Source organism: Mesorhizobium sp. BH1-1-5 (assembly GCF_020165615.1).
GTDB lineage: Bacteria > Pseudomonadota > Alphaproteobacteria > Rhizobiales > Rhizobiaceae > Mesorhizobium.
Map to the genome: position 1 here is coordinate 51,205 of NZ_JAIUIM010000033.1, position 23,842 is coordinate 75,046.

Here is a 23,842-nt window from a genome sequence, read left to right on the forward strand (position 1 = left end):
CGTGCGCTTTGCCGTGCAAATGATTGCTCGCGATGGCGATCTATCATCTTCATGTCAAGGTCATTAGCCGCAAGGCTGGCTCAAGTGCTGTGGCGTCCGCCGCCTACCGTTCGGCCTCGCGGCTGCGCGATGAGCGGATCGAACGCAGCCACGATTTTTCAGCCAAGCGCGGCGTCGTCCATTCCGAGGTGATGCTGCCGGACAATGCGCCGGCGGCGTGGTGCGACCGCGAACGGCTGTGGAACGACGTCGAGGCGTTCGAGATGCGCAAGGACGCGCAGCTGGCCCGCGAAGTGGAATTTGCCCTTCCACGTGAACTCAACCAGGCGCAAGGCATCGAACTGGCGCGCGACTTTGTGCAGGCCGAGTTCGTCAACCGGGGCATGGTCGCCGACCTCAATGTGCATTGGGACCGGGCGGAGGATGGCAGTCCCAAACCGCATGCCCATGTCATGCTCACCATGCGCTCCGTCAACGAGAACGGTTTTGGGTCGAAGGTTCGAGATTGGAACGCTACCCAGATGGTGGAGCGCTGGCGCGAGCGATGGGCCGAGCTTGCCAATGAGCGCCTTGCGGAACTCGACATCGACGCCCGCATCGATCATCGCAGTCTGGACGCGCAAGGCATTGCCTTAGAGCCGCAAACCCAAATCGGGGCTCCGGCTCAACGCATTGAAGGCAGCAGCCTCGACGCTGCCGGCATTGAAGCAGACCGCGCCGAACTGCATCGCGAGATCGCGCGCAACAATGGCGCTCGCATCATTGCCGATCCATCCGTGGCGCTGGTGGCAATCACGCATCAGCAATCGACCTTCACCCGAAAGGACATGGCGAAGTTCGCGCATCGGCACAGCGATGGGCTCGAGCAGTTCAACGAGGTTGCGCGAGCCATCAGCAACGCGCCCGATCTGGTCGAGCTCGGCAAGGACGGACGGGGCGAAGACCGCTTCACCACCCGGCAGATGATCGAGACCGAACAGCGGCTGCATCGCGCTGCGGAACGCATGGGCGCGCGGGAACGTCATGCGGTGGACGACGGACATCGCGAGGTAGCTTTGGCGCACTCAGCACAACGCGGGCTTGCTCTGTCAGGTGAGCAGGCCGAAGCGTTCGCGCATGTCACTGACGGCCGCGGTCTTGGTGTCATTGTCGGGTTCGCCGGAACGGGCAAAAGCGCCATGCTGGGCGTTGCGCGCGAGGCATGGGCGGCAGCGGGCTATGAGGTTAAAGGCGCTGCACTCTCCGGCATTGCTGCCGAGAATCTCGAGAGCGGTTCAGGAATTGCTTCGCGCACCATTGCCAGCCTGGAACATGGCTGGGGACAGGGCCGCGATCTACTCACCGCGCGCGATGTTCTGGTGATCGACGAGGCCGGCATGGTCGGCACGCGCCAGTTGGAACGCGTGCTCTCCCATGCAGCGGACGTTGGCGCAAAGGTCGTGCTGGTTGGCGATCCGCAGCAGTTGCAGGCGATCGAGGCCGGCGCAGCATTCCGCTCCATCCATGAGCGTCATGGCGGCGTCGAAATCGGCCAGGTGCGCCGGCAGCGCGAGGACTGGCAGCGCGACGCAACGCGCGATCTGGCAACCGGCAGGATCGGCGCTGCGATCAGCGCTTATGAAGCGCAAGGCATGGTGCACCAGGCTGCGACGCGCGAGGAGGCGCGAGGTCAACTCGTCGAGCGCTGGGATCGCGACAGGCAGGCAGAGCCAGACGCAAGCCGGATCATTCTCACCCACACAAACAACGAGGTGAGCGCGCTGAACCAAGCCGCGCGCGAGCGCATGCGCGTGGCCGGCGATCTCGGCGACGATGTTCAGATAGGCGTCGAACGCGGCGTGAGAAGTTTCGCCAGAGGCGACCGCATCATGTTCCTGCGCAACGAGCGCGGTCTCGGCGTCAAGAACGGCACGCTGGGAATCGTGGAGGAAGTCACCACACAAAGTATGACGGCGCGCATTGATGACGGTCGTTCGGTCCGCTTCGATCTGAAAGATTATGCCCACATCGACCATGGCTATGCCGCGACCATCCACAAGGCGCAGGGCATGACGGTTGACCGCACCCATATCCTGGCAACGCCGGGCATGGACGCACATGGGAGTTATGTTGCGCTATCGCGTCATCGAGATGGGATGGAACTGCATTATGGCAGCGACGACTTCGCGACCCGCGAACGGCTTGTTCGTGCGCTGTCACGCGATCGTGCCAAGGACATGGCGTTGGACTACGAGCAGATCGACCCGGCACAGAGCTATGCCGAGCGTCGTGGCATCACTTTCCGCCAGCGTGTGGTCGAGATCGTGCGTCGGATCGTTCCGGAGACGCTTCGCGACAGGATCGGCGGGCTGCTGGAGGGGCTGCGCTCGCCCGGAGACGTCGAGCCCGGCCAGGATCTTGGGCGTGGACCGGGAGGGGAAAATGTCGGAGCGCAGATCAGAGATGGCGTCGCCGCGCCGGGGCAAAAAGCTCCCGCTAGGGGAGCGCAGCGCGATGCGGATGCACCGGTGGACGCGGAAGCGGCGTTGCGGCGCGCTCGCACCAACGCGCTTGTGCGTCACGCGCGCGCGATCGATGCGATCCTGAGCACTGGAAATGCGGATGGGCAGGGCAGTCCCGAGCAGATGCGTGAACTGAGAGACGCCCGCAGCGCGTTCGAGAAGGTTCGGCCGCATGGCTGGCGTGACGCCGAAGCGGCTTATGTGAAAAGCCCCGAGCTTGTCCGTGGGGCGGGCGCCGGCCGGGTCAACCGCATCGTGCTGGCTCTCCAGCTTGAAACGGAAATCCGCACCGGATTGGACAACGATCCGGGCCGCCGCGCAGACCGTTTCGTGGAACGTTGGCAAAAACTCGATCGGACAAGCCGGGGCCAGTATCAGGCCGGCGACATGTCGGGCTACAAGTCAACGCGCTCGGCCATGTCGGACATGGCTAAGAGCCTCGAACGCGATCCCCAGCTTGAATCCCTCCTTGCCAACCGCAAGCGCGAGCTTGGCATTCACACTGATTCCGGCCGCCGCCTCGCTGCGGAACTCGCATTCAGCCATGGCTTAGGTAGAGGCCGTGGCATTGGGATCTGAACACGTCCGATTTGCCGCCGTTTCCACGCCACAGGCAGGCGAGGTGACAAACCTAATTGCGTCCAGTGTTGGTTCGTCCTGTCTGGTTCCAGCAGATACCAGCAACAACCACTGAGAAACAGGCGGGCTATGCCCGAGCCGGATCGCATCATACGCCTCAGAACTGTCCTTGACCGGACTGGTCTGTCCCGCTCGACCATCTATCGCAAGATTGCCGAAGGCACGTTCCCCGCGCAGATCAAGATAAGCATCAACGGGGCGGGTTGGCGGGAATCCGATGTCAATCGATGGATCGCCGATCCTGTTGCATGGCGAACAAGGCGTCAGTTCTGATTGCGAGACAGACGAACGCCCGGGCCACCGCCATTCTCTGGAATGAATTCAATGCCGGCGCTTTCGAACGTGCTTCTTATCAGATCCACAGTCGATTGCTTCAACGCCTCGCCTCTTTCGAAGCGAACAATCGTCTGGGTCGATATTTTGGCTTCCTTTGAGAGGTCTAAAACACCCCATCCTAATGCAGCCCGAGCCATACGGCACTGCACCGGATTCATAAAATCACCATTTTATGGTGATTTTGGTTGCTTAGATAATGCACTGTGTGTAGTCTCGGTTTCACTTGGCGGCCGGATGGGTGATGCAACACCAATCCGGCCTGGCCACGCCAAAGCTGTTGAGGAGCTCGGATCATGGCTGATTCCGACAATAGCACGACTTTGCCTTGCGTCACGCACGGGCGAGGGCAACGGCAGAGGGCGCACGCGGAAGTTCGTTTCGACGACCCGGCTCTTGCGCTGCTCCAAGGCTGGTTGCGAGCACAGCATGTCTCGCAGGTCCTTTGCCGACTTCAACAACGCCTAGAGAGGCGCGTTCTCGACGCTTCGGCCGCTGACGCGATGGATAGGCAGGTTGGCTATTCGATAGCCTGCCAGGCGGAAGTCGAGGCCACTACTGCTGCGTTGAAGCTTCAAGACAAACTTCCCCACATACAGGCGAAATCGCTTCTCGGCGTCGTCGCCAAGCTCGAAATCATCGTCGGCGCCGATCGTGACATCGACGATCCAACAGATTTTCCCTGGCCGCATATTGCTTCGGTGCTTGATGATTTGAAGGAAATCGCCGGGAGCCTGCCTCTTGAACGCCCGAAGCGATCCGTCGTTCACGAGGACTGTCGGCGCTATCAGGCGATAGCGACAGACCTGATCGATCTGGAAAAGCAGGATGCTAAAGCAGGCACGATGCAAATTGTACCGAACCTTGGGGCATGCAGCAGGCCGTCTCCAGCCTGATCGGGCCTCTGACATGGGCCGGGCCGGCCTTGGTTCGCAGAGCGCTTCAGATGCCCGGTGATAAGAGTCGTTTCTTACACGAGATCTTGTTTCACCAAACGCTAATGCCCACCTACACTGCGCCGTCACGCGGGACGGATACTTACGCTATGTTTGGCAGGGAACATCATGGGTGGTGTTAAGGCGGCAATGATGGAACATGAAGAAAACTTGGCTATGGCCGCGTCCTACCTAGTGAACATTGGAAGACTGGAAAGCTGCGAGGCCCACGGTACCATCTACGGCGGAGCCGCTTGGGACTTGGAAGACGATTTTTACAAGCAGGTGATGAACGACCGGAACCGTGGTGCTAATGGGCCAGTTCCTTGGGCCGCTGAGATGAAGGCTCGCGAATACACAGACCTCCTAAAGGAGGCATACGAAAGTCATCCGGGAGAAGCATGCTTCGCATGCGAGAAGAACCTGGCAGATTAATCGGGATTGAGGAGCCTGATGTGCTGCTAACCGGTGTCTCAGGCGCTCCAGGCAGGCTTGAGATAGGAGCGCAGCGGCGCGCCGACTGGCGGAGATCGTTGGGGAGGTTCGCGTGCCAAAAAGGAAGACTCTGAACTGGCGAAAGACGGTGATTGCCATCGGTTCAAGTTGGTGGGCTGTGGCCGTCACTGTTCTTCTGCTGTCCGCAGGTATCGCAGTTTTCTTCTGGTACGTTTACGACCAGTTGGACGAGTATTGGAAAGGTGTAGCCACAAACACCACGGCGGGATTTTTCGATGTGGTTGTGGTGGTGTTCACATTCGGAGCATATGAGCAATTTCGTCGTCGGAGCGATGACATTGCCCGTTTGCGTGAACGTATCGAAGATGTGAAAAGGTTCGATGATCCGCGTGCGCATAGTATTATCGGTTCCGCGATACGCAGACTTGCCAGATTCGGACTTACAGACATCGACCTACGTGGCGCGCGGCTGACTAATTTCTCCTTTTCAAGTAACGGCATCCGCTCTATCTCTGGCGCCGTGATCTCAGACGGTCTCTACTTTGGCGACGAAATGAAAAACTTTGCGAAGCTCAATTCGGTGGCCTTCACCGGAGTGGATTGCAGCGAAGTTTGTTTCAGCAGCGGAGATTTGTCTTTGGCTACCTTTAATGACTGCGCTTTTCAGGCCGCATCACTTGTTGGTGCTAAATTCAACGGAGCCTCGTTGAATTGGACGGTCGAAAGAGTCATAGCCGATGAAGCCGACTGGCAAGAACTTGTCGATGAAGCGGAAGACGGTTCACCGATCTATGCCCAGATTTACAACCCGGCCTTCTATGGCGCAGACCTAACGAATTGCAGCTTCAAAAAAGTGCGATTTCAGAATGCCGATTTTCGCGGCGCCCAGAATATCGAGAAGGCAATTTTCGACGCTGCAACGGGACTAGAAACATGCCATTTCGATGATGGCCAGACACCAGCATCTTCCAAAGCCTAGCTCATTGGGCAAGGTGGCGTCATAGTGACGATCTCTACGAATCTGGGGTTAGTTCGATCCTCTTCGGGTGCGCCATTTTCCACCACTTCAGAACAAAGCTGGGCACCAAGATAGAGACGGTAGCTCTGCGCCTAAAGTCGGTCGTTGAGATGACGTGCCCGGGTCCAACAAGCGGACGTCCGAGTGAACAGGTGAAGCGAAACGTGTGCCCGCCCAAAGCGACTTGCAGGACTGGAGACCGCGGCCATCCACCTCCACCGAGCCGCAATCACTTGAATCGTGGCGTCCAGCTTTCAATTAACTTGTCTTCGTCCTCTTCGTCTTCGTCGGCTTCGGAGCGCATGGACAAGCCCTTACAGGTCAGTATCGTGAGGCTGCGTCCGTACCGACCCAAACCGATGACTTCTTCCGTCACGCGGTATGAACGATCACCGCCCATCCAGTCATTGAGATAGGCCTCTCTGGAATCGCTTTGGCCAGCTCGCTCATCATCCGAGCGAGTATTGAAAGAAGCCGTCAGCGTGGTATCCGGAACCGGCGCCCCTTTGCGAATGAACCTCAATCCCTTCGCTTGCTTCAGGCCATCCGACATGAAGCACCATTCCACGCCGTCGCCCTTAGTCAACAACACCGCAACTCCATCAGCAGTTAGCGTGACGTAACGTATGGCAGTCGCGGTTAGTGATGTTTCGCATTGCTTGCTCAGTGCCTCGACGCAAGCGAGGCCAGGATCATATTCGTCAATCGCGCACTTGAACGCTCTCTCCGGCATCAACAACGCTGCCGCGAAGTGATCCGCTTCCTGCTCGTAAGGGTCGGAAGATTGGAACCCTGCGTATGAGATGTGCATCCCGCTATCGAGAAGCGCGTCCGAATGTCCCTCGATGCAGTAGTGCCCCAGTTCATGGGCAACGCTGAATCGTTGGAAACCACGGCTTGGAATTTTCGTAGCGTAGAGTATTCCGAACTCGTCGCCTGCCTTGAGGAGCATTCCTGATACGCCGTCGGCGGTATCCGGCTTTGCGCGAACTTCGATTCCCTTAGCCTTGGCAATCGCTATCGGATCGACCCATGGTCCTTCAATGTTGTTTGCGCGCAGCACTTGGGTCGCTGCCGACTCCGCAAGTAAGCGACGAGCCAGTCGCGGTCCCGCACTCATGTTTGATCGTTTCCGGAGTTGCGCTTCTTGAGCAGAAGCTCGACGAAATCCTGAGCTAGCTCCAGGTCTTGTGATGACAATTTGTGTAGATCACGGTGAAGTCGGCCAACTGTTTCCGCCGATGCGTCGGGTGTTTCGGAACGACCAAGCAAATAGTCCGTCGTCACGTCCAATGCCTTGGCCAGAGCCTTGAGATTATCGAAGGACGGTTTCCTAGGTCCCGATTCGAAATGCGAGACGGAAGCGGGCGGCAGACCCGCTTTGGCCGCCAGTTGGGCTTGGCTCAAACCCCGCAGGTCGCGCGCTTCTCTGAGCCGTTTATTAAAGATTTCAGTGGCTTGGTCTTCGCCCATGGTGTCTCCGACATAAATAACTTGACATCTTCGCCATGAAAAGCAAACGATGGTGATAGTAACAAGTGTGCCATGGCGAAATCGCAAGGCGCAAGTCAAAATTGGAGACAGCGAATGTCGAAGAATGATCGCTTTGTAGTGAAGCACGGCACGGATTGGGCGGTGAAGAAGGCCGGTTCGGCCACACCCGAAAGCGTGCACCACAAACAGTCCAATGCCGAACAGCAGGCAAAGGCAACGGTCCGCAGCCTCGGCGGTGGTGAGGTTAGAATTCAGGGCCGCGACGCGAAATGGCGCGACTCTGATACGGTCGCTCCGGGACGCGATCCTTTCCCGCCTCGTGACAAGAAACACTAAGCAAGGAGCATAGACATGGCGAACAGTAACAACAACGGTAATGGCGGGGGCAGCCCCGGCCACGGCGGCGGCAACGACCACATGATCACAATCTACGTGAACGGTACGCCCTATGAGGTCGAGAAGGGCCCCCTCTCCTATGCGCAGCTGCTGGTCTTGATCAGCGCGGCGCCGCTGCCGGAGAACCAGCGCTATGCGGTTCAGTATAGCAAGGGCAACAACGACAAACCGACCGGCACGCTTATCGAAGGCGAGTCCGTGCAGGTGAAGAAGGACATGGAATTCGATGTCACACCGGCTACTCGCTCGTAGCGATGATTTGCTCGCGCTTCGCAACGCGGGCTTTCATCTCGAAATCCGCAGCGGATACCTCCTGGTCAAGGATGTGCCCTACGTCACGTCCTCGCGCGAAGTCCGCGAGGACGGCGTTCTCTTCTCCAAGTTGGAGACGCAGGTCCTTGACGGGCACGAGCGCACCAAGAGGCCGGATGCTCACGTTGCCTACTGGACGGGGGAGCACCCGTGTCAGGCGGACGGCGCAAAAATCCGCGCCTTCGAGAATCCCAGTGCGCCACAGAACTTCGGCAAAGGCGTCCAAGCTGACTTCACCTTCTCGGCGAAGGCCAGCTATCGCGATTACGTCCACAAGATGCAGGCCTATCTCGGCTGGATTGTTGGCGAGGCGCAGAAGATCCGCCCGGAAGTCACGGCGCAGACCTTCCCCGTATACGCCACGGACGAAGACGATGACGATGTCTTCAATTACATCGACACGGCGTCAAGCCGTGTTCACGTCGGCGCCGATAACGAGAAGCTCGAAGAGCAGCGCGTCGCCATCATCGGCGTAGGCGGCACCGGATCGTACGTCCTCGATTTCGTGGCGAAGACTCGCGTCGCGGAGATTCATATCTTCGACGGCGACCGTTTCGACACGCACAACGCGTTCCGCGCACCGGGGGCGTGGTCGCTGGAAGAGCTCGAAAGCAAGAAATCCAAGGTCGATACGCTGGGCGACATCTACGGCAAGCTGCGCAGACGCGGCTTGATCAAGCACCCCGCAAAGCTGACCACCGAAAACATCCAGCAGCTTGAGGGTATCAACTTTGCCTTTCTGTGCCTGGATAACGGCAAGTCCAAGCGGGCAATCGTCGATTGGCTCCTTGAACACAACGTGTCGTTCATCGACGTCGGCATGGGCGTGGTGCGTGCGCCGACGGGTTTGCAAGGTATCGTGCGCGTCCTCACCTGCACGCCGGGCAAGAGCGATCATATCGCAACCCGCATGTCGTTCGGCGAGGACGATGAGGCGGAGAACGAGTACGCTACCAACATTCAGATCGCTGAATTGAATGCGCTGAACGCCGCGATGGCTGTGATAAGATGGAAGCGTTTGATCGGCTTCTACCGCGACGCCGGACGCGAGCATTATTCCAGCTACCAAATTGCAACCGGCGTAATCGCGATTGAGGAGACCGAGTGACGCGGCGCACTGCCATAGAGCACTGCTACGTCGAGTTCATCCCAAAGGATCTCAACGACGGCATGCTTTACATTTCCAATCGCTTTAAAACCGCATCTCACCTATGCTGCTGCGGCTGCGGCAATAAAGTTGTGACGCCCCTCAATCCCTCGAAGTGGCGATTGATCGATCACGGCTCGACGGTCTCGCTTGAGCCCTCTATAGGCCTCGGCGTTTTGCCCTGCAGATCACACTATTGGATCAGGCAGTCGCGGATCGATTGGTATCCGAGCATGACCTATGGTGAGACGCAGCGCGCGCAACGAGCTGATCACTACACCAGCCAAGTTTACACTGGCGAAATCAAGCCACCACCGCCGCCACCACCACCGGCGCCGTCCACACCGCCAGGTTGGTGGCAACGGTTAATCGCCTGGGTAGCGACACTGTTTAAGCGTGCGAAATAACTGCCCCTGGTGCGAAGGGCAAGTTGCCGGAATCAGAAATTGATTGCGGCTACAATCACATAGCAGTGCCCAGTTTCATCCTGCCGGGCGCCACAGCTGTTGCGGAGGACTTGTCTCCTGTCGTCCAACTGCATCTCGACATGTTGACATGATCGCACTGCCATTTCGCAGAGAATCGTTACCGCAACCCGCCTGGTAATTGCCCAACCAGTGATCGGTTTAGTAGAGAATGGGCGGTCTGACACAATCGCAATCGATGTACGGCTAACCTAGACACACTGCCGATTGCTTCCGTGGTGCTTCCGCCACGTATTTCCCGACCCCTTCTTGCCGAAGCAAGTCCTTGCTAACCGCATGTTTTCACAGTATAAAAATGGCGCACCCGACAGGATTCGAACCTGTGACCTCTGCCTTCGGAGGGCAGCGCTCTATCCAGCTGAGCTACGGGTGCTTCCCGGGAACCGGAAAACGAACCGGCCGGTGAGCCGGCCAGCCACGGCTTCTTAGCGGAAGCCGCTGCGGGCTTCAACGGGCAATTGGCGATTGTGCGGCGGCCCGATGGGTTGATTGCCGTTCCGAGGACTATCGGATGGGGCGCTCCCCCGTCTCGGCTTCGCCGGGCCACCATTCCGGGGCGAGCCGCGGGTCTCGCCCGTCCTTCGGACCCCCACTTCGTGGGGCGGGGAACCAAGCCTCACCCCTCCGCCCCCACCTTCGCAGCCTTGCGCCTCACGGCTCGCCTTGCGGCGTGCTTCTGCTTCTTCGCGCTGGCCAGTTCGTTCATCGCGTCGAGCTGCATCTGCTGCATTTCGGCCAGCCGCGTCCATTGGCGCGAGATCAAATAGTCGAGCTTTTCGTGCAGGTGGCGCACTTCGAGCTCGGCCTTGAGGTTGACGCGGTATTCGTTGAAGGAGCGCAGGCGGTCTTTCACCTCCTGGCGCTTCTGGCTCATCATGATCACCGGCGCCTGGATGGCGGCGATGCAGGAGAGCATCAGGTTGAGCAGGATGAACGGGTAAGGGTCGAATGCCCTGGATTCGCCCTGGACGAGGTTGAGGCCGATCCACACCAGGAGGATGGTTGCGAAGGAGATCAGGAACCACCAGCTGCCGCCAAAGGCGGCCATCGAGTCGGAGACGCGGTCGGGAAACGTCCGGTGTTCCTCGAACTCCTCTTCCGAGTTTTCCGAGATCGTGTCCTGTTTGGCGATCGATTCCACCACCTGGCGGTCGAGCTCGGAGAATTCGCCGTGTTCCTGCTGCAGCAGTTCTTCCATGTAGCGCATGCGGTAGCGGCCGAGCTCCTCGCGGCTGACGCGGGCGCCGCGCGGCAGGTCGGGATGGTCGGAGCGGATGCGGTCGGCGAGGCTCGGCCGCAGATCGTCGACGCGCACCAGGTCGCGCTTGCGAAATTTTCGCCCCGATATCGCCGAGGGTTTTTTCTTCGGCTTGATCCTGGGAGCGCCGGGAAGATGAGGTTCGGAATGCGGTTCGGAATCCGGTACTTCCGGTGCTTCGAGGATCTCGTCGGCGGCGTGCTCGTCGCCCTCCGGCACGGTCTCGGCCTCGAGATATTCGCCGGCGATGTCGTTCTCGTTGTCGGCTTGCTTCTGCGCGGATGCTTTCGGGTCGCCGGCCATGCTCAGTGCTCCTGTTCGCGGGGCTTCGCGGCTACGATACGCCAAGCCGGCGCGGCATATCCATGGTCAGTGTGAAGAGCGTGTGACGGAACAAGTTCTTGTGATTGGGCGGGGGGGCGGCTGCTGAGGCAATTGCATAGGCCTGCGCAGCCCCCGCTCCGTCCCGGCGCTGCGCGCCGATCCACCTCTCCCCATTTCATGGGGGCGAGGAAACGCCAATCGCCGAGGGCGCGACCTCGCAAGCTTGGGTTCCTCGCCCCCGCCAGAGGCGGGGGAGAGGTGGCTCGGCGAAGCCGAGACGGAGAGGGGGAGCGCCGCTGGCGATCTCGCGCCCACCCCCTGGCGCAATCGTCTCCGCCGCCTGGCCTTGATCCAGATCAAGCCGGCCCCTGTGGCTGGCCTGATAGGCTGACTATATCGAAACCAGGCCTGAGCGTTCAGGCTCCCGCCAATGGGGCGCGTCGCCCCGAGAAATGAGGGATCGCCACCATGTACAAGAAAATCCTGATCGCCACCGACGGCTCCGAACTCGCCGGCAAGGGCGTCGCCCACGGCCTGGAGCTGGCCAAGGGTCTCGGCGCCAGCGTTGCCTTCGTCACCGTCTCGGAGCCGTTCCCGGCGCTTGCCTGGGGCGGCGCGATGGCGGGCTATGTCGCCGCCGACGAGCTGGTCAATTACGAGGAAAGCGCGCGCAAATATGCAAGCGAGCTGCTCGCCAAATGCAAGGCCGAGGCCGAGGCGAAGGGCGTCGGTGCGAAGACCCTGCACATTGAGAACCGCACGCCCGCCGAGGCGATCCTCGAGGTCGCCGGCGCGGAAGGCAGCGACCTCATCGTCATGGCCTCGCACGGCCGCCGCGGGCTGGGACGGCTGGTGCTCGGCAGCCAGACCGCGGAAGTGGTGTCGCTGACGCAGATCCCGGTGCTGGTGGTGAGATAGGGCTAGGGAGGCGCGCCTCCGCGCTTCGTCATTCCAGGGTCTGCGCGCCGCTTCGCTCTTTGCTCCGCCCTGGAATGACGAAGGAACGGACTTCGCCGTCCTTCAGGCGTCATTCCGCAGGAGCGGCAGGCGTTCCTCGCGACCCGCCTCTACTGCGTCGGCAGCAGCGGTGAAGTGGGCGACGCCAGGTCCGCCGACGGCAGATCGGACGCCGGCGAACCCGGCAGCGGTGATGCAGGCGCGGCCGGAGGCGGCGGCAATCCCGGCAAGCCAGAGTCCGCCTGCGGCAAGCCGGGAAGCGGCGCGGCCGACGGCTGCTGCCCGGAATACATCAGCCTGGGCTGGCCGGCATCCGCCGTCATCGGCCCCACGCTGCGCTGGATCAGCGCCTCGACATGGTCGTTGCGCTGGCGCGCCGAGTCGGCGCCCATCACCACCACGATCAGGTGCCTGCCATCGGCATTGTAGGAGGTCACGATGTTGTAGCCCGAAGCCCTTATGTAGCCGGTCTTGATGCCGTCGACGCCACGCACGCGGCCCAGCATGTCGTTATGGCCGCGCACCAGCTTGCCGCGGAACATGAAGTCGCTTTCGGAGAAATAATGGAAATGCTGCGGGAAGCGCTTTTCCAGCGCCATGCCCAGCACCGCCATGTCGCGCGCCGTGGTCACCTGGCCGTCGTCGGGCAGGCCGCAGGCGTTGCGGAAATTGGTGCCGCTCATGCCGAGCGAGCGCGCCTTGGCGGTCATCATGGCGGCGAACTGGTCCTCCGAGCCGCCGCCCAGATATTCGCCCACCGCCACCGCCACGTCGTTCGCCGACTTCACCACCATGGCGCGGATGGCGGAATCGACGTCGATCGTCTCGCCGCGCCGGAAGCGCAGCTTGGTCGGCGGCTGCGAGGCGGCGTGGTCGGAAACCGGGATACGCGTCTCCTTGGTCACGCGGCCGCTCTCCATCGCCTCGAACAGCATGTAGAGCGTCATCATCTTGGTCAGCGACGCGGGATAGCGCTGCGACCTCGAATTGACCTCGAACAGCGTCTTGCCGGTCGAGGCATCGACCACGATCGCCGCATATTTCTGCGGCTGCGCCGGTACGGTCAGCACGCTTTCCGGCGGCGCGGCCGTCGTGCAGCCGGCGACCAGCGCGAGCAATGCCAATATGGCGATGAGTTTTTGCAGGAGAGGGAAGGGACGGGGCAAGACTTGTTCTAAAACTGTTGCTGAGACGCGGCGAAGCTAACGTAACCCATCCGCCGCGTCCAACTGGTTAACGCGCATAACAAGGCATTTGCCCAGCTTTCGGGGGTTCGCGCTGCTGGCGACGCTGCCAATCTCCCCCGCAAGGGGGGAGATCAGATGTCGACCACGCTTTCGCCAATCGCCAGCGCCCGCTTTGCCATCCGCCCCACCTTTCCGCTAATATGTCGCGGCTTGGTTTGGGGGGATCGGCATGTCGGAAATCGCCACGGGTACGACCTCGCTGCTCAGGGCGTCGCTCAGCCGCACCGGCAAATGGGCGGCGAGTTTCGCCTTTGTCAGCGGCGCGGTCGGCGACGTGCTCAACCCGCTCGGGCCCTTTGCCGCCTATATCGCGCTCGCCGCCGCCGTCACGGCTTTGATCATCGCCATCGCCATGGTGCTGCGCCTGGTGCTGGCGGCGAAAGCCATGCCGGCGCTGATCTTCGCCACCAGCGCCGCGGCGATCGCCGGCGGCGTCTACGGCATCCAGCAGGAGACGAATTCGCAGAACGGCGTCATCGCCAGCCTCGTGCCGGCGGTCGCCGAGCTGCAGCAGTCGCTGGGCATCGTCTCCGAAAAGGTGGCGAAGATCGAAAAGACCGTCACCGAAACCCAGAAGGCCGTCGAAGAGGTCAAGAAATCCACCGACACCGTGGCGAAGACGACCGAAGAGATCGCGCAGACGCAGACCGAGCAGACCGAACAAGGCGCCGAAACCCAGAAAACGGTCGAAGCGGTCAAGCAGGCGACCGACACCTTGGCCGCCGGCCAGCAACAGCAGCAGGCGCAGGCGCAAAAGCTGCAGGCGACGACCGAGCAGATCGCCGTTTCCATCGACACGATCGCCAAGGGCTTTGCGCAGCTTTCGGCGCAGGGCGGCGCGATCGCCGACCCGAAGCGCCCGGACGAGTTCTACCACAATGCCCGCGTCTACGAGCTCGCCGGCGATATGCTCAACGCCCGCCGCTCCTACCTCGCCTTTGCCGGCTTCGATGTCGACGCCATCGACCCCTATACGCGCTTCGCCACGCTGCTCAGGGTCCAGGACGGCAAGGCCGGTGCCCGCGAAGTCTTCGGCACGCTTGCCGAAAAGGCCAAGTCGCCTTCGATCAAGCTCGTCCATCTGTTGCAGTTCGACGATGCGCAGCGGCTCGACAAGCTCAACGCCTTCATCGCGGCCAATCCGGAATACGCGCCGGCTTACTTCCTGTTGGCGCAGGAATTCTCCGAGGATCGTCTCGGCAGCCAGACGCTCGCCGACAAGCGCAGCGAGGCGCAGGCACTGACCAAATTCGTCTCCTATGAGAAGGACGGCGGCCTGCTCAAATATTTCGTCGACCAGACGCAGCTGGCCGACTGGCTGGACCGCAGCCGAACCCGGCTGACGGCGCTGGGCGACGTGCTCGACCCGTCGCGCTTCGTGCCGACATTGACGCCCATGCGCTCCAATGCCGGCTGGTCGATGACGATCTCGCTGCCCGAGCCGGCGACGGCAATCTCCTGGCGGCTCGGCGACAGCGGTCCGTTCACCGACACCGGGGTGATGGCGATGAACGACCAGCGCACCGGCAAGCCGATGCCCAATCCGAGCTTCGAATTGCCCGACAGCACCGCGGCCACCAACATCGCCGTCAAATATCTCGACACCAGGGGCCGCGAGACCGGCCCGTTCGACATCCGCTTCGACCCGGACGGCGCGCTGCAGCAGGGCAACAAGCAGATCCTCGACCAGTTCTGGACCTCGTGGATCGCCTTCGATTCCGGTGGTAATCGCGGCCTGGTCTATTTCACCCAGATGCTGTCCTACCGCTGCGCCATCAAGGCGGTGCATTACAGCCTGAACGGCACGACGCTCGACAAGGAGATCAAGATGCCGCCCTGCGACGCCAAGGACCCCTATGCGATTCCGTCCGACTACCAGCCCTACTTCAAGGTCAAGGGCGACGTGACATCGATGGCGGTGCAGGTGACCTATACCGACGGCACGAAATCGCCGGTCAGGGAGTATAAAAGGCAGTAGCAGGCTTCTTTCTCCCCGTTAACGGGGAGAAATGCCCGGCAGGGCAATGAGCGGCAGCGCCTGCGGCCATAAGTTTGCGGTTCGGGTCGCGCCTGATGCAAAATGCCGATCATCCCGCTTGCGCGCGCTCCAACGGTCAGGTTTTCCTTGCGCAAAGATTCGCGGGAGGCATCCATGGACACCGTCACGATTGGCGCAAAAGGCATCTCGGTCTCGCTTGATCTCGCGGTCGGCCATGTCGCCGCCATGGACATCGAAGCCGACGGCCGCGTTCTAAAACCCCTGCACCGCGCGCCCTGGGTCGGTTCGCCGCGCGAAAGCCTGCCGGAAAACCTGCCCGAAGGCACCGTGCGCCTCTCAGGCGATTTCCTCTGCGCGCCATTCTCCACCAGCGATGTCGAGGCTGCACCCCTGCATGGCTGGTCGGCTAATAGTGGTTGGGACGTCGTCGAGAACGGCGCGGTTGCCGGCGGCTGGCGGGCTGTGTTCCGGCTGCGCCGCAAGGTGATGGGCGCCACCATCGACAAGGTCTTCACGCTGCGCGACGGCCATCCCTTCCTCTACCAGGAGCACATATTCTCCGGCGGTTCCGGCGCGATCTCCGTCGCCCATCATCCGATGACGGTGATGACGGGCGGCGGCCGGTTGGCCTTCTCGCCCAAGCGCATGGCGGTCACGCCCCCGACGCCGCCGGAGCCCGATCCGGCGCGGGGCCGGTCCATGCTAGCCTATCCGGCCCGCTCCAGTGACCTCACGCGGTTCCCGCTCGCCGCCGGCGGCACCACCGACCTCACCGACTACCGCATGGAGGACAGGCGCGAGGATTTCATCACGCTGGTCGAGGCCGATCACGGCGGTCCGGGCTGGACGGCGATTGCGCGGCGCGCCGAGCAGGATCTGGTGCTGGTGCTGAAGAACCCGGCCGAACTGCCGGTGACGATGCTGTGGTTTTCGAATGGCGGCCGCGACTACGCGCCCTGGAGCGGCCGTCACGTCGGCGTGCTCGGCATGGAGGACGGCCGCACGGCCGTCGGCCACGCCGCCTCGCTCGGCGACAACTGGTTGAAGCAGGAAGGCGTGGCGACGGCCTTCGCGCTCGCCGAGGGACGGTCGGTGTCGTTTCGCCATGTCATCGGTGGAGTGCCGTTCGCCGAGGCCGAGCCGCCGGCCGGGGTGGAATCGGCGTTTGACCGTCTGCGCGTCCTCGCCACCGGCGGCGCGGCGCGGGAGTTGCCGTTCGACGGCGGCTTCCTGCGCATCGGGCGTTCTGTTCCGGCGTAAAGCTCAGGGGCAGAGCGTTCCAGGAATTCGTCATTCCAGGGCTTCGCCCGTGGATGACGAACGGACAGGCGTCCCGGCTAATCCCGAAGGCGGGAAACTGCCAACACGCGGTCGAAACCTTGGCATCTAGAACGAGGTTTGAAATTTCCGTCTTTCACCGCCAAGATGCCGGCCGAACCGCAGCCGGAAAGCAGCCGATGTCCGAGATCGCCCATATCACAGCCGCCATCTTCAAGCGCGCCGGTAGGGCCAAGCGCTTCGTCGTCGCCATCGCCGGTCCGCCCGGCGCCGGCAAGTCGACACTGTCGGCTTCCTTGCATGAGCTTTTGCCTGAGGGCAGCGCGGAGGTCGTGCCGATGGACGGCTTCCACTATGACGATATCATTCTCAACCGCCGCGGCCTTCGCCCTCGCAAGGGCGCGCCGGAAACCTTCGATTTCGCCGGCTTCGAGACGTTGTTGAAGCGCATCCGCTCGGGCGAGCCCGACATCGCCATTCCTGTGTTCGACCGCAGCATCGAACTGTCGCGCGCCGCGGCCGAAATCGTCGGCGCCGACACCAAGTTCATCCTGGTCGAGGGCAATTACCTGCTGCTCGACGAGGAGCCGTGGTCGCGGCTGGCGCCTTTGTTCGATTTCACCATCTTCGTCGACGTGCCGCGCAATGAACTCGAGCGCCGCCTGATGGAGCGCTGGCGGGAGCATGGCAAGTCGGACGAGGACGCCCGCGCCTGGATCGCCTCCAATGACATGCCCAACATCGAGCGCGTGCTGGCGCGGCGCCGGCAGGCCGACATGGTCATTGGCTGATGACTGGGTCATTGGTCAATGACCTCGGTGATTGGTTAACCTGCTCAATTTTCAATATTTTCCGGCGGGAACTTTAAGGTTTTCACGCCGTTATGACCCTATCCCGAATTGTCCGGCATCCGAGCAATTCCAGGAAGGCGCAAGCCGCTTTCCGTCCCGAATTGCGAAGAAAAATAGCAGGAGCCGTCAGATGGCAACCAACAGCAGAAAACCCGTGGCCAAGAAAAGCAGGGCCAACCAATCCAGGACGACGCAGGCTCAGCCTGGCGCCGGCCCGGCGACAACGAAAGACGCAAAGCCGAGTTTCGGCAAGGCGGCACCAAAGAAAGTGACGCCCGGCGCGATCCACAAGGTCGCGGCCAAGAGCGCCAAGCATGCCAAGTCGGCAACGCGGCCGGCGGCAGGCAAGTCGGGTCCGATCCGCACCGTGGCCAGCGTCGCCACCGGAGCGGTCGTCGCCACCGCAAGGCTAGCGGCCTCCGTATTCGGCCGGGGCGGTACGAAGGCCAAGGCGAAATAGGCCATTGAGAGTTTAAACAAATCGGGGGGCGCCGAAGCGCTCGCCGCTTGCACGGTTTTCCGAAGCCAGCGTCAGCTCTTAGCCGGGATGGTGAGGCCCCGCTTCACCGCCGGCCGTGCCAGGCCGCGTTCCAGCCATTCGGCGACGGTCGGGAAATCGTCGAAGCCGACCAGGTCGCGCGCCTCGTAGAAGCCGATCAAATTGCGCACCCAGCCCAGCATCGACACGTCCGCGATGGTGTAATCGTCGTCCATGATCCACTTGCGGCCCTTCAGCCGCGTTTCGAGCACGCCGATCAGCCGGCGCGATTCGTCGCGGTAGCGCTCCAGCGGTCGCTTGTCGGCAATCTCGCGCCCGGCGAATTTGTGGAAGAAGCCGACCTGCCCGAAGATCGGGCCGATCGCCGCCATCTGGAAGAACACCCACTGGATCGTCTCATAGCGCCGCGCCGGATCGGCGGGGATGAGCTTGCCAGTCTTGTCGGCCAGGTAGAGCAGGATGGCGCCGGATTCGAACAGGCCGATCGGCCGGCCGCCCGGACCATCCGGATCGATGATCGCCGGGATCTTGCCGTTCGGGTTGAGTGACAGGAATTCCGGCGTCCAGCTCTCATTCTTGCCGATATCGACGTAATGCGGCTCATAGGGCAGGCCGATCTCCTCCAGCGCGATCGACGCCTTCACGCCGTTGGGCGTCGTGGCGGAATAAAGCTGCAGGCGCTCGGGGTGCTCGGCCGGCCAGCGCTTGGCGATCGGAAAGGCGGACAGGTCGGTCATCGGAAACTCCGGAGGCGGATTGGCGCCGGGGCGGCGCTCATGGCGGGTGAAGAAAGAATTAGGACCCTGGCCGACCAGGATCAATACACCGGCAAGCGGCTAGAGCAATTCCAGGAAAAGCGGTTTTCCGTCCGGAATTGCGTAAAAACAAAGAGATAGAGCGGTTCGCCGTTTCCGTGAAACGGTGGATCGCTCTATCCGTGCACACACAGTCAACCCAATGGCTGCGATCAGATCGCCTTGAAGGCCAGCACCGCATTGGTTCCGCCGAAGGCGAAACTGTTGCTGAGCACCGCGCGCACCTTGCGCTCGCGCGCCGTGTTGGGCGTCACGTCGAGGTCGCATTCCGGGTCCGGCTCGCGGTAGTTGGCGGTCGGCGGCACGACGCCGTCGCGGATCGCCATGACGCAGGCGATCATCTCCAGCCCGCCGGAGGCGCCGAGGCAATGCGCATGCATCGACTTGGTCGACGACACCGAAAGCGAACGGGTATGTTCGCCGAAGACCCGTTTGATCGCCGCCGTCTCGATCTGGTCGTTGGCCTTGGTGCCGGTGCCGTGCGCGTTGAGGTAGTCGACGTCTTCCGGATTGAGTCCGGCATCCGCCAGGCAAAAACGCATCGCCGCTTCCGGTCCCTCGACGGTCGGCGCGACGATGTCGGAGGCATCGGCCGAAAGCCCGACGCCGCCGATCTCGGCCAGAATGGTGGCGCCGCGCGCCATCGCGTGATCGTAGCTTTCCAGCACCGCCATGCCGGCGCCCTCGCCGAGCACCAGGCCGGCGCGATCGGCCGAGAACGGCCGGCAGGTGTCGGGCGAAAGCACCCTGAGCGCCTCCCAGCCCTTCAGCACACCCCACACCAGCGGCGCTTCGGTGCCGCCGGCGACCATCACGTCGGCGCGGCCGAGCCTGATCTGGTCGACCGCCGAGGAAATCGCGTGGTTGGCCGACGAACAGGCCGAAGTGGCGCCGAAAACAGGGCCGCGCAGGCCGAGCGCCATGCTGACCTGGCCGGCGGCCGCGCCCGGCATCACTTTCGGCACGGTGAAGATGGCGGCGCGGTTGCGCCCTTCGAGCAGGATCGCCCGGTAATTCTCCTCGATGGTCTCGAAGCCGGCGACGCCGATGCCGACGATCGCGCCCATCCGGTAGGTGTTGTCGGCATGCGCGACCAGTCCGGATTGCCGCATCGCTTCCCGCGCCGCGATCACCGCCAGCAGACTGAAACGGTCCATCGACACGACCTGCTTGCGGTCGATGCCGTGGTCCGGCAATTCCTTGATTTCGCAGCCGGTCTTGACCTTCAGGTCATGCAGCGACGGATTGTCGATGGGGCCGATGGCCGAGCGGCCGGCGCGCATGGCGTCCCACATCGCCGGCGCATCGTTGCCAAGCCCGCAAATCCCGCCGATACCGGTGATGACGACGCGTTTTTGCATGCAGTCAGGCTTTTTTCGCGATCAGTTCGCGAACCGCCTCGACCATGTCGCCGACGTTCTTGAGATTGCTCCAGGCGTCGACCGTGTTCATCTCGATCTCGATGCCGTACTTTTCCTCGAGATCGAAGATGATCTCGGTCAGTTCCAGCGAATGGATGCCGAGCGTGCCGAGATCGGTGCTGGTGGTGATCTCCTCGCCGCCGGTATCGGCATGCGCTTTGATCTTTTCGATGATCTCGGTCGTCAGCTGGTCAGCCATTCGGTTTCTTCCCTGTCGTTTCCCGACGCCGACTGATCAGCGCCCCTTTTTGATCCCCGGATCCAACAAACGCCGCGCCCTTACCTCGCCAGGCACCACGCGACCGCTCCAAGGTGGCTTCCCTCTATAGAAACCGAAACGATGTCAAGCAACAAGCGATATCGACAAAGCCACCGGAGTGCTTAACCTGGGATCATGGATAGGATCGGCAACACCTCGACATCCCAACCTGCCTCGCCTTTGGCCACCGCTTCCTTGCCCGCCACGCAACGTGTTGCCGGCCTGGGTAGGCTTTTGTGCGGCAAGATTGGCGGCCGCACGCGCCTGCAGCGGCTTTACCAGGACGGATCGGCCAAGATCCGCCTGCCGGCGGTGCAAGGCGATCCGCTCGAGGCGGTGCTGATCAACACCGCCGGCGGGCTGACCGGTGGCGACCGTCTCGGCTGGGCGATCGAGGTCGGCGCCGACGCTTCCGCTTCCGTCACCACCCAGGCCTGCGAGAAGGTCTACCGCGCCGCCGCCGACAGGGCCGAGACGAGCGTTGGCCTGCGGGTCGGTCCGGGCGGCCGCATCGCCTGGCTGCCGCAGGAAACCATCCTTTTCGACCGCGCCGCTTTCGCCCGCACGCTGGATGTCGATCTCGCCGAGGATGCCGAAGCGCTGATACTCGAAGCCACGCTGTTCGGCCGGCTGGCCATGGGCGAGCGGACGCTCTCCGGCAGTTTCCATGACCGCTGGCGGGTTCGCCAGGGCGGCGCGCTGATCCATGCGGAGGATTTCCGGATCGGTCTGGATATCGCGGCAACGCTCCGGCGGCCGGCGGCGACTGGCGGCGCGCTGGCCGTCGCCACGCTGCTGCTCGTTTCGCCGCAGGCGGAAAGCCTGCTGGAGCCGGCCCGCGCCATCATCGGCGATTCCAGCATCAGCGGCCGGGGCGGCGCCAGTTTCTGGAGCGTCGGCCGATCTGGCAAGCTTCTTGCGAGGCTTTGTGCCGGCGACGGCTACCAGCTCCGCAAGCGGCTGGTTCCGCTCGTCGAACTGCTCAATGGGCGGGCGGGCCTGCCTAAATTGTGGTCACTCTGACCTGAAATACCGGGACATCGCATGAATCTGACGCCGCGTGAAAAAGACAAGCTGCTCATCGCCATGGCGGCGATGGTGGCGCGCAAACGGCTGGAGCGTGGCGTCAAGCTCAATCATCCCGAAGCCATCGCCCTGATCACCGACTTCGTCGTCGAAGGCGCGCGCGACGGCCGCCCGGTCGCCGAGCTGATGGAGGCTGGCGCCCATGTCGTCACCCGCGCCCAGGTCATGAACGGCATTGCCGAGATGATCCACGACGTCCAGGTCGAGGCGACGTTTCCCGACGGCACCAAGCTGGTGACCGTGCACGAACCGATCAGGTGAGGAGAACGACCCGTGCTGGAGCTCAGGCCGAATTGCGAATGCTGTGACAAGGATCTGCCGCCGGAGGCGAGCGATGCGCTGATCTGCACCTTCGAATGCACGTTCTGCGCCGACTGCGTCGAGAATGTGCTTGGCGGCGTCTGCCCCAATTGCGGCGGCAATTTCGCGCAGCGGCCGATCCGGCCGGCGGCCAAGCTGGCGAAATATCCGCCGTCGACCAAACGCGTGCTCAAGGCCGAAGGCTGCGGCCCGCGCAAAGCCGCTTAACCAGATCAATTGGAAGGGCATAAAGATGATCCCCGCCTCGATGAAACGCAGCACGCTCGCCGTCATCCTGTTGCTCGCCGCGGCGATGCCGGCTGAAGCCCATGTCGGCATCGGCACGACCTCGTCCTTCACCGCCGGCTTCGCGCACCCGCTGTCCGGCCTCGACCATATGACGGTCATGATCGCCGTCGGCCTGTGGGCGGCGCTGAAGGGCGGCAAGGCCATCTGGGCCTGGCCGCTCGCCTTTGTCGGCGTGATGCTGGCCGGCGGCACGCTCGGCATGCTGCACGTGCCGGTGCCTTTCGTCGAACCGGGCATCCTGGCTTCCGCCGTGGCGCTCGGTCTGCTGGTGGCGCTGGCGGTCGACCTGCCGATCTCGGCCGGGGTCGCCATCATCGGGCTGTTCGCGCTGTTCCACGGCCATGCCCACGGCACCGAAGTGCCGGAAAATGCGGGCGGGCTGGAATATATGGCGGGCTTTGCGATGGCCACAGCGCTGCTCCACGGGATCGGCATTGCGGCCGGTCTCGGCTTAGGCCTGCGCTTCCGCGACCTGGCGCGCGCCGCCGGCGCCGCTTGTGCTGCGGTCGGCGTCGGCCTCGCCTTCGGCGTTCTGTGAGGGCGCGATGATCCCCGGCGAAGTCATCGCGGCCAAAGGCGACATCGAGCTCAACAAGGGGCTGCCGACAGTGACGCTCAAGGTCGCCAACAGTGGCGACCGGCCGGTCCAGGTCGGCAGCCACTATCATTTCTTCGAGACCAATGAGGGTCTGAAATTCGACCGCGAACGCGCGCGCGGCATGCGGCTCGACATCGCCGCCGGTACGGCCATGCGCTTCGAGCCGGGGCAGGAGCGCGACGTCACGCTCGTGCCGCTGGGCGGCAAGCGCGAGGTCTATGGTTTCCAGCAGAAGGTGATGGGCAAGCTGTGACGGCGGCCGGCGCGCCCACATCGCTTCGGCGGCCATCACTTCGGGGGCTTGGCGGCGGCATAGATGACGATCCTGCCGGGATTGTCGAACTCCACCGCGAGCACGTCCTCGGCCTGCACGCGGCGCGAATCGATCGCGTTGAAGAGCAGGGCATTCGCCTCGATCTCCTGGCGCAGTTCGGCCACGTCGTCCTTATGCTGCTTCACCTTGTTCTCGATCGCCGGCGGCGGTCCGCCTTCGCTGCGCGCCGCATCGGTCAGGAACACGATGTCGACCGTGTCGAGCTTGGTGGTCTTGCGCACCGTGCCGATATTCTCGCGGGTGCGGTCGATGGCCGTGATGACCTTTCCGGCTTCCGTCCTGGAGAGCGTCTCCTCCTGGCGGATGTCGGAATCGACGATTGCGGTGGCAGGCTTGTTGCTGTCCAAGGGTTGCGCCGCGGATACCGCATAGGGCGCGGCCATGAGAACCGTCGCGACAACCACGGAACTCCATTTTGCAAAGGGCGGGGCATTCGCCATCGCTCGCTCCTGACTGAACTCGTGGCGGGGCGAAAACAGCGAAACGGGCCTGCCTGGCCGCAGGTTCCCTTCAAAAGCTGGCCGGCGGACCGCAAGGCGGCCCGCATTCTCTTCAAAATATGGTTGGCGGACCGCAAGGCGGTACGCAGTC

At 62.5% G+C, this 23,842-nt stretch carries 28 protein-coding genes and 1 tRNA gene; 19 read left to right on the plus strand and 10 right to left on the minus strand.

All coding sequences use genetic code 11. The features are described 5' to 3' along the window. Positions 1 to 32 precede the first annotated feature (32 nt). A complete protein-coding gene (gene traA, locus LB572_RS30375; protein ID WP_224670353.1) occupies positions 33 to 3,080 on the plus strand; it encodes a Ti-type conjugative transfer relaxase TraA in 3,048 nt (1,015 codons plus the stop codon). 129 nt (positions 3,081 to 3,209) lie between these two features. Further along, a complete protein-coding gene (locus LB572_RS30380; protein ID WP_224670355.1) occupies positions 3,210 to 3,413 on the plus strand; it encodes a helix-turn-helix transcriptional regulator in 204 nt (67 codons plus the stop codon). Here the strand turns inward: LB572_RS30380 and LB572_RS30385 are convergent. After that, entirely contained in the window at positions 3,404 to 3,634 is a 231-nt protein-coding gene (locus tag LB572_RS30385) for a transcriptional regulator (RefSeq protein ID WP_202379836.1), read from the minus strand. The two genes, LB572_RS30380 and LB572_RS30385, sit on opposite strands and share 10 nt — an antisense overlap. Before the next feature lie 135 nt (positions 3,635 to 3,769). Here LB572_RS30385 and LB572_RS30390 point away from each other — a divergent pair, with 135 nt between their 5' ends. The 3 genes from LB572_RS30390 to LB572_RS34665 all read left to right on the plus strand — a co-directional run bounded on the left by LB572_RS30390 (position 3,770) and on the right by LB572_RS34665 (position 5,843). Further along, on the plus strand, positions 3,770 to 4,369 hold the full coding sequence (locus LB572_RS30390) for a hypothetical protein (RefSeq protein ID WP_224670356.1): 600 nt from the start codon (positions 3,770 to 3,772) through the stop codon (positions 4,367 to 4,369). Between the two features lie 168 nt (positions 4,370 to 4,537). After that, on the plus strand, positions 4,538 to 4,843 hold the full coding sequence (locus LB572_RS30395) for a hypothetical protein (RefSeq protein WP_224670358.1): 306 nt from the start codon (positions 4,538 to 4,540) through the stop codon (positions 4,841 to 4,843). 112 nt (positions 4,844 to 4,955) lie between these two features. Continuing rightward, positions 4,956 to 5,843, plus strand: coding sequence for a pentapeptide repeat-containing protein (locus LB572_RS34665; RefSeq protein WP_224670360.1), 888 nt, complete (start codon positions 4,956 to 4,958; stop codon positions 5,841 to 5,843). 268 nt (positions 5,844 to 6,111) lie between these two features. On the opposite strand, the gene LB572_RS30405 is transcribed toward LB572_RS34665, so the two are convergent. Both LB572_RS30405 and LB572_RS30410 read right to left on the minus strand, forming a co-directional pair. Continuing rightward, positions 6,112 to 6,945 (minus strand): ImmA/IrrE family metallo-endopeptidase, encoded by an 834-nt coding sequence (locus LB572_RS30405; RefSeq protein WP_224670361.1) that lies wholly within the window; start codon positions 6,943 to 6,945, stop codon positions 6,112 to 6,114. Positions 6,946 to 6,998: 53 nt separating this feature from the next. Next, a complete protein-coding gene (locus LB572_RS30410) occupies positions 6,999 to 7,355 on the minus strand; it encodes a helix-turn-helix domain-containing protein (RefSeq protein ID WP_224670362.1) in 357 nt (118 codons plus the stop codon). Between the two features lie 114 nt (positions 7,356 to 7,469). Here LB572_RS30410 and LB572_RS30415 point away from each other — a divergent pair, with 114 nt between their 5' ends. From LB572_RS30415 to LB572_RS30430, 4 genes are all read left to right on the plus strand, one after another. After that, the gene (locus tag LB572_RS30415) at positions 7,470 to 7,712 is read left to right on the plus strand and encodes a DUF2188 domain-containing protein (RefSeq protein WP_224670364.1); all 243 of its coding nucleotides are present in this window, start codon (positions 7,470 to 7,472) and stop codon (positions 7,710 to 7,712) included. A 15-nt stretch (positions 7,713 to 7,727) separates the two neighbouring features. After that, positions 7,728 to 8,024 (plus strand): multiubiquitin domain-containing protein, encoded by a 297-nt coding sequence (locus LB572_RS30420; protein ID WP_224670365.1) that lies wholly within the window; start codon positions 7,728 to 7,730, stop codon positions 8,022 to 8,024. Beyond that, the gene (locus LB572_RS30425) at positions 7,999 to 9,192 is read left to right on the plus strand and encodes a ThiF family adenylyltransferase (protein WP_224670367.1); all 1,194 of its coding nucleotides are present in this window, start codon (positions 7,999 to 8,001) and stop codon (positions 9,190 to 9,192) included. The genes LB572_RS30420 and LB572_RS30425 overlap by 26 nt, the downstream gene beginning before the upstream one ends. Positions 9,193 to 9,254: 62 nt before the next feature. Further along, positions 9,255 to 9,638: a DUF6527 family protein gene (locus tag LB572_RS30430; protein ID WP_224670378.1), complete on the plus strand. Its 384-nt coding sequence runs from the start codon at positions 9,255 to 9,257 to the stop codon at positions 9,636 to 9,638. Between the two features lie 374 nt (positions 9,639 to 10,012). On the opposite strand, the gene LB572_RS30435 is transcribed toward LB572_RS30430, so the two are convergent. Further along, a tRNA-Arg gene (locus LB572_RS30435) sits at positions 10,013 to 10,089 on the minus strand. A gap of 243 nt (positions 10,090 to 10,332) precedes the next feature. Further along, complete coding sequence (locus tag LB572_RS30440; protein WP_224670368.1) at positions 10,333 to 11,277, minus strand: DUF1003 domain-containing protein; 945 nt, start codon at positions 11,275 to 11,277, stop codon at positions 10,333 to 10,335. Between the two features lie 489 nt (positions 11,278 to 11,766). Between LB572_RS30440 and LB572_RS30445 the strand changes: the two genes are divergently transcribed. After that, positions 11,767 to 12,216 carry a universal stress protein gene (locus tag LB572_RS30445; RefSeq protein ID WP_140802125.1) on the plus strand — a complete coding sequence of 150 codons (450 nt, stop codon included), beginning with the start codon at positions 11,767 to 11,769 and terminating at the stop codon, positions 12,214 to 12,216. Positions 12,217 to 12,365: 149 nt separating this feature from the next. Here the strand turns inward: LB572_RS30445 and LB572_RS30450 are convergent, their stop codons facing one another. Next, on the minus strand, positions 12,366 to 13,421 hold the full coding sequence (locus LB572_RS30450; protein WP_140802126.1) for a D-alanyl-D-alanine carboxypeptidase family protein: 1,056 nt from the start codon (positions 13,419 to 13,421) through the stop codon (positions 12,366 to 12,368). A 250-nt stretch (positions 13,422 to 13,671) separates the two neighbouring features. Between LB572_RS30450 and LB572_RS30455 the strand changes: the two genes are divergently transcribed. The 4 genes from LB572_RS30455 to LB572_RS30470 all read left to right on the plus strand — a co-directional run bounded on the left by LB572_RS30455 (position 13,672) and on the right by LB572_RS30470 (position 18,090). Next, positions 13,672 to 15,480 (plus strand): methyl-accepting chemotaxis protein, encoded by a 1,809-nt coding sequence (locus LB572_RS30455; protein ID WP_224670369.1) that lies wholly within the window; start codon positions 13,672 to 13,674, stop codon positions 15,478 to 15,480. A 174-nt stretch (positions 15,481 to 15,654) separates the two neighbouring features. Next, positions 15,655 to 16,761, plus strand: a complete 1,107-nt coding sequence (locus tag LB572_RS30460) for a hypothetical protein (protein WP_224670370.1) — start codon at positions 15,655 to 15,657, stop codon at positions 16,759 to 16,761. Between the two features lie 197 nt (positions 16,762 to 16,958). Beyond that, entirely contained in the window at positions 16,959 to 17,570 is a 612-nt protein-coding gene (locus LB572_RS30465) for a nucleoside triphosphate hydrolase (protein WP_140802129.1), read from the plus strand. Between the two features lie 190 nt (positions 17,571 to 17,760). Then, positions 17,761 to 18,090: a hypothetical protein gene (locus LB572_RS30470; protein ID WP_224670371.1), complete on the plus strand. Its 330-nt coding sequence runs from the start codon at positions 17,761 to 17,763 to the stop codon at positions 18,088 to 18,090. Between the two features lie 71 nt (positions 18,091 to 18,161). Here the strand turns inward: LB572_RS30470 and LB572_RS30475 are convergent, their stop codons facing one another. The 3 genes from LB572_RS30475 to LB572_RS30485 all read right to left on the minus strand — a co-directional run bounded on the left by LB572_RS30475 (position 18,162) and on the right by LB572_RS30485 (position 20,564). Next, a complete protein-coding gene (locus LB572_RS30475) occupies positions 18,162 to 18,866 on the minus strand; it encodes a glutathione S-transferase family protein (RefSeq protein WP_224670372.1) in 705 nt (234 codons plus the stop codon). Positions 18,867 to 19,096: 230 nt separating this feature from the next. After that, positions 19,097 to 20,305 carry a beta-ketoacyl-[acyl-carrier-protein] synthase family protein gene (locus LB572_RS30480; protein ID WP_224670373.1) on the minus strand — a complete coding sequence of 403 codons (1,209 nt, stop codon included), beginning with the start codon at positions 20,303 to 20,305 and terminating at the stop codon, positions 19,097 to 19,099. A 4-nt stretch (positions 20,306 to 20,309) separates the two neighbouring features. Further along, positions 20,310 to 20,564: an acyl carrier protein gene (locus LB572_RS30485; RefSeq protein ID WP_126063251.1), complete on the minus strand. Its 255-nt coding sequence runs from the start codon at positions 20,562 to 20,564 to the stop codon at positions 20,310 to 20,312. Between the two features lie 195 nt (positions 20,565 to 20,759). Here LB572_RS30485 and LB572_RS30490 point away from each other — a divergent pair, with 195 nt between their 5' ends. The 5 genes from LB572_RS30490 to LB572_RS30510 are packed head-to-tail and all read left to right on the plus strand — an operon-like array spanning position 20,760 to position 23,170. Further along, complete coding sequence (locus LB572_RS30490; protein WP_140802133.1) at positions 20,760 to 21,647, plus strand: urease accessory protein UreD; 888 nt, start codon at positions 20,760 to 20,762, stop codon at positions 21,645 to 21,647. Between the two features lie 21 nt (positions 21,648 to 21,668). Further along, positions 21,669 to 21,971 carry an urease subunit gamma gene (locus tag LB572_RS30495; RefSeq protein WP_140802134.1) on the plus strand — a complete coding sequence of 101 codons (303 nt, stop codon included), beginning with the start codon at positions 21,669 to 21,671 and terminating at the stop codon, positions 21,969 to 21,971. A 12-nt stretch (positions 21,972 to 21,983) separates the two neighbouring features. Beyond that, a complete protein-coding gene (locus tag LB572_RS30500; protein WP_224670374.1) occupies positions 21,984 to 22,238 on the plus strand; it encodes a DUF1272 domain-containing protein in 255 nt (84 codons plus the stop codon). A 25-nt stretch (positions 22,239 to 22,263) separates the two neighbouring features. Further along, positions 22,264 to 22,857 (plus strand): HupE/UreJ family protein, encoded by a 594-nt coding sequence (locus LB572_RS30505; RefSeq protein WP_224670375.1) that lies wholly within the window; start codon positions 22,264 to 22,266, stop codon positions 22,855 to 22,857. Between the two features lie 7 nt (positions 22,858 to 22,864). Then, entirely contained in the window at positions 22,865 to 23,170 is a 306-nt protein-coding gene (locus tag LB572_RS30510; protein WP_140802137.1) for an urease subunit beta, read from the plus strand. A 35-nt stretch (positions 23,171 to 23,205) separates the two neighbouring features. On the opposite strand, the gene LB572_RS30515 is transcribed toward LB572_RS30510, so the two are convergent. Next, a complete protein-coding gene (locus LB572_RS30515) occupies positions 23,206 to 23,691 on the minus strand; it encodes a hypothetical protein (protein ID WP_412033609.1) in 486 nt (161 codons plus the stop codon). Positions 23,692 to 23,842: the final 151 nt, after the last annotated feature.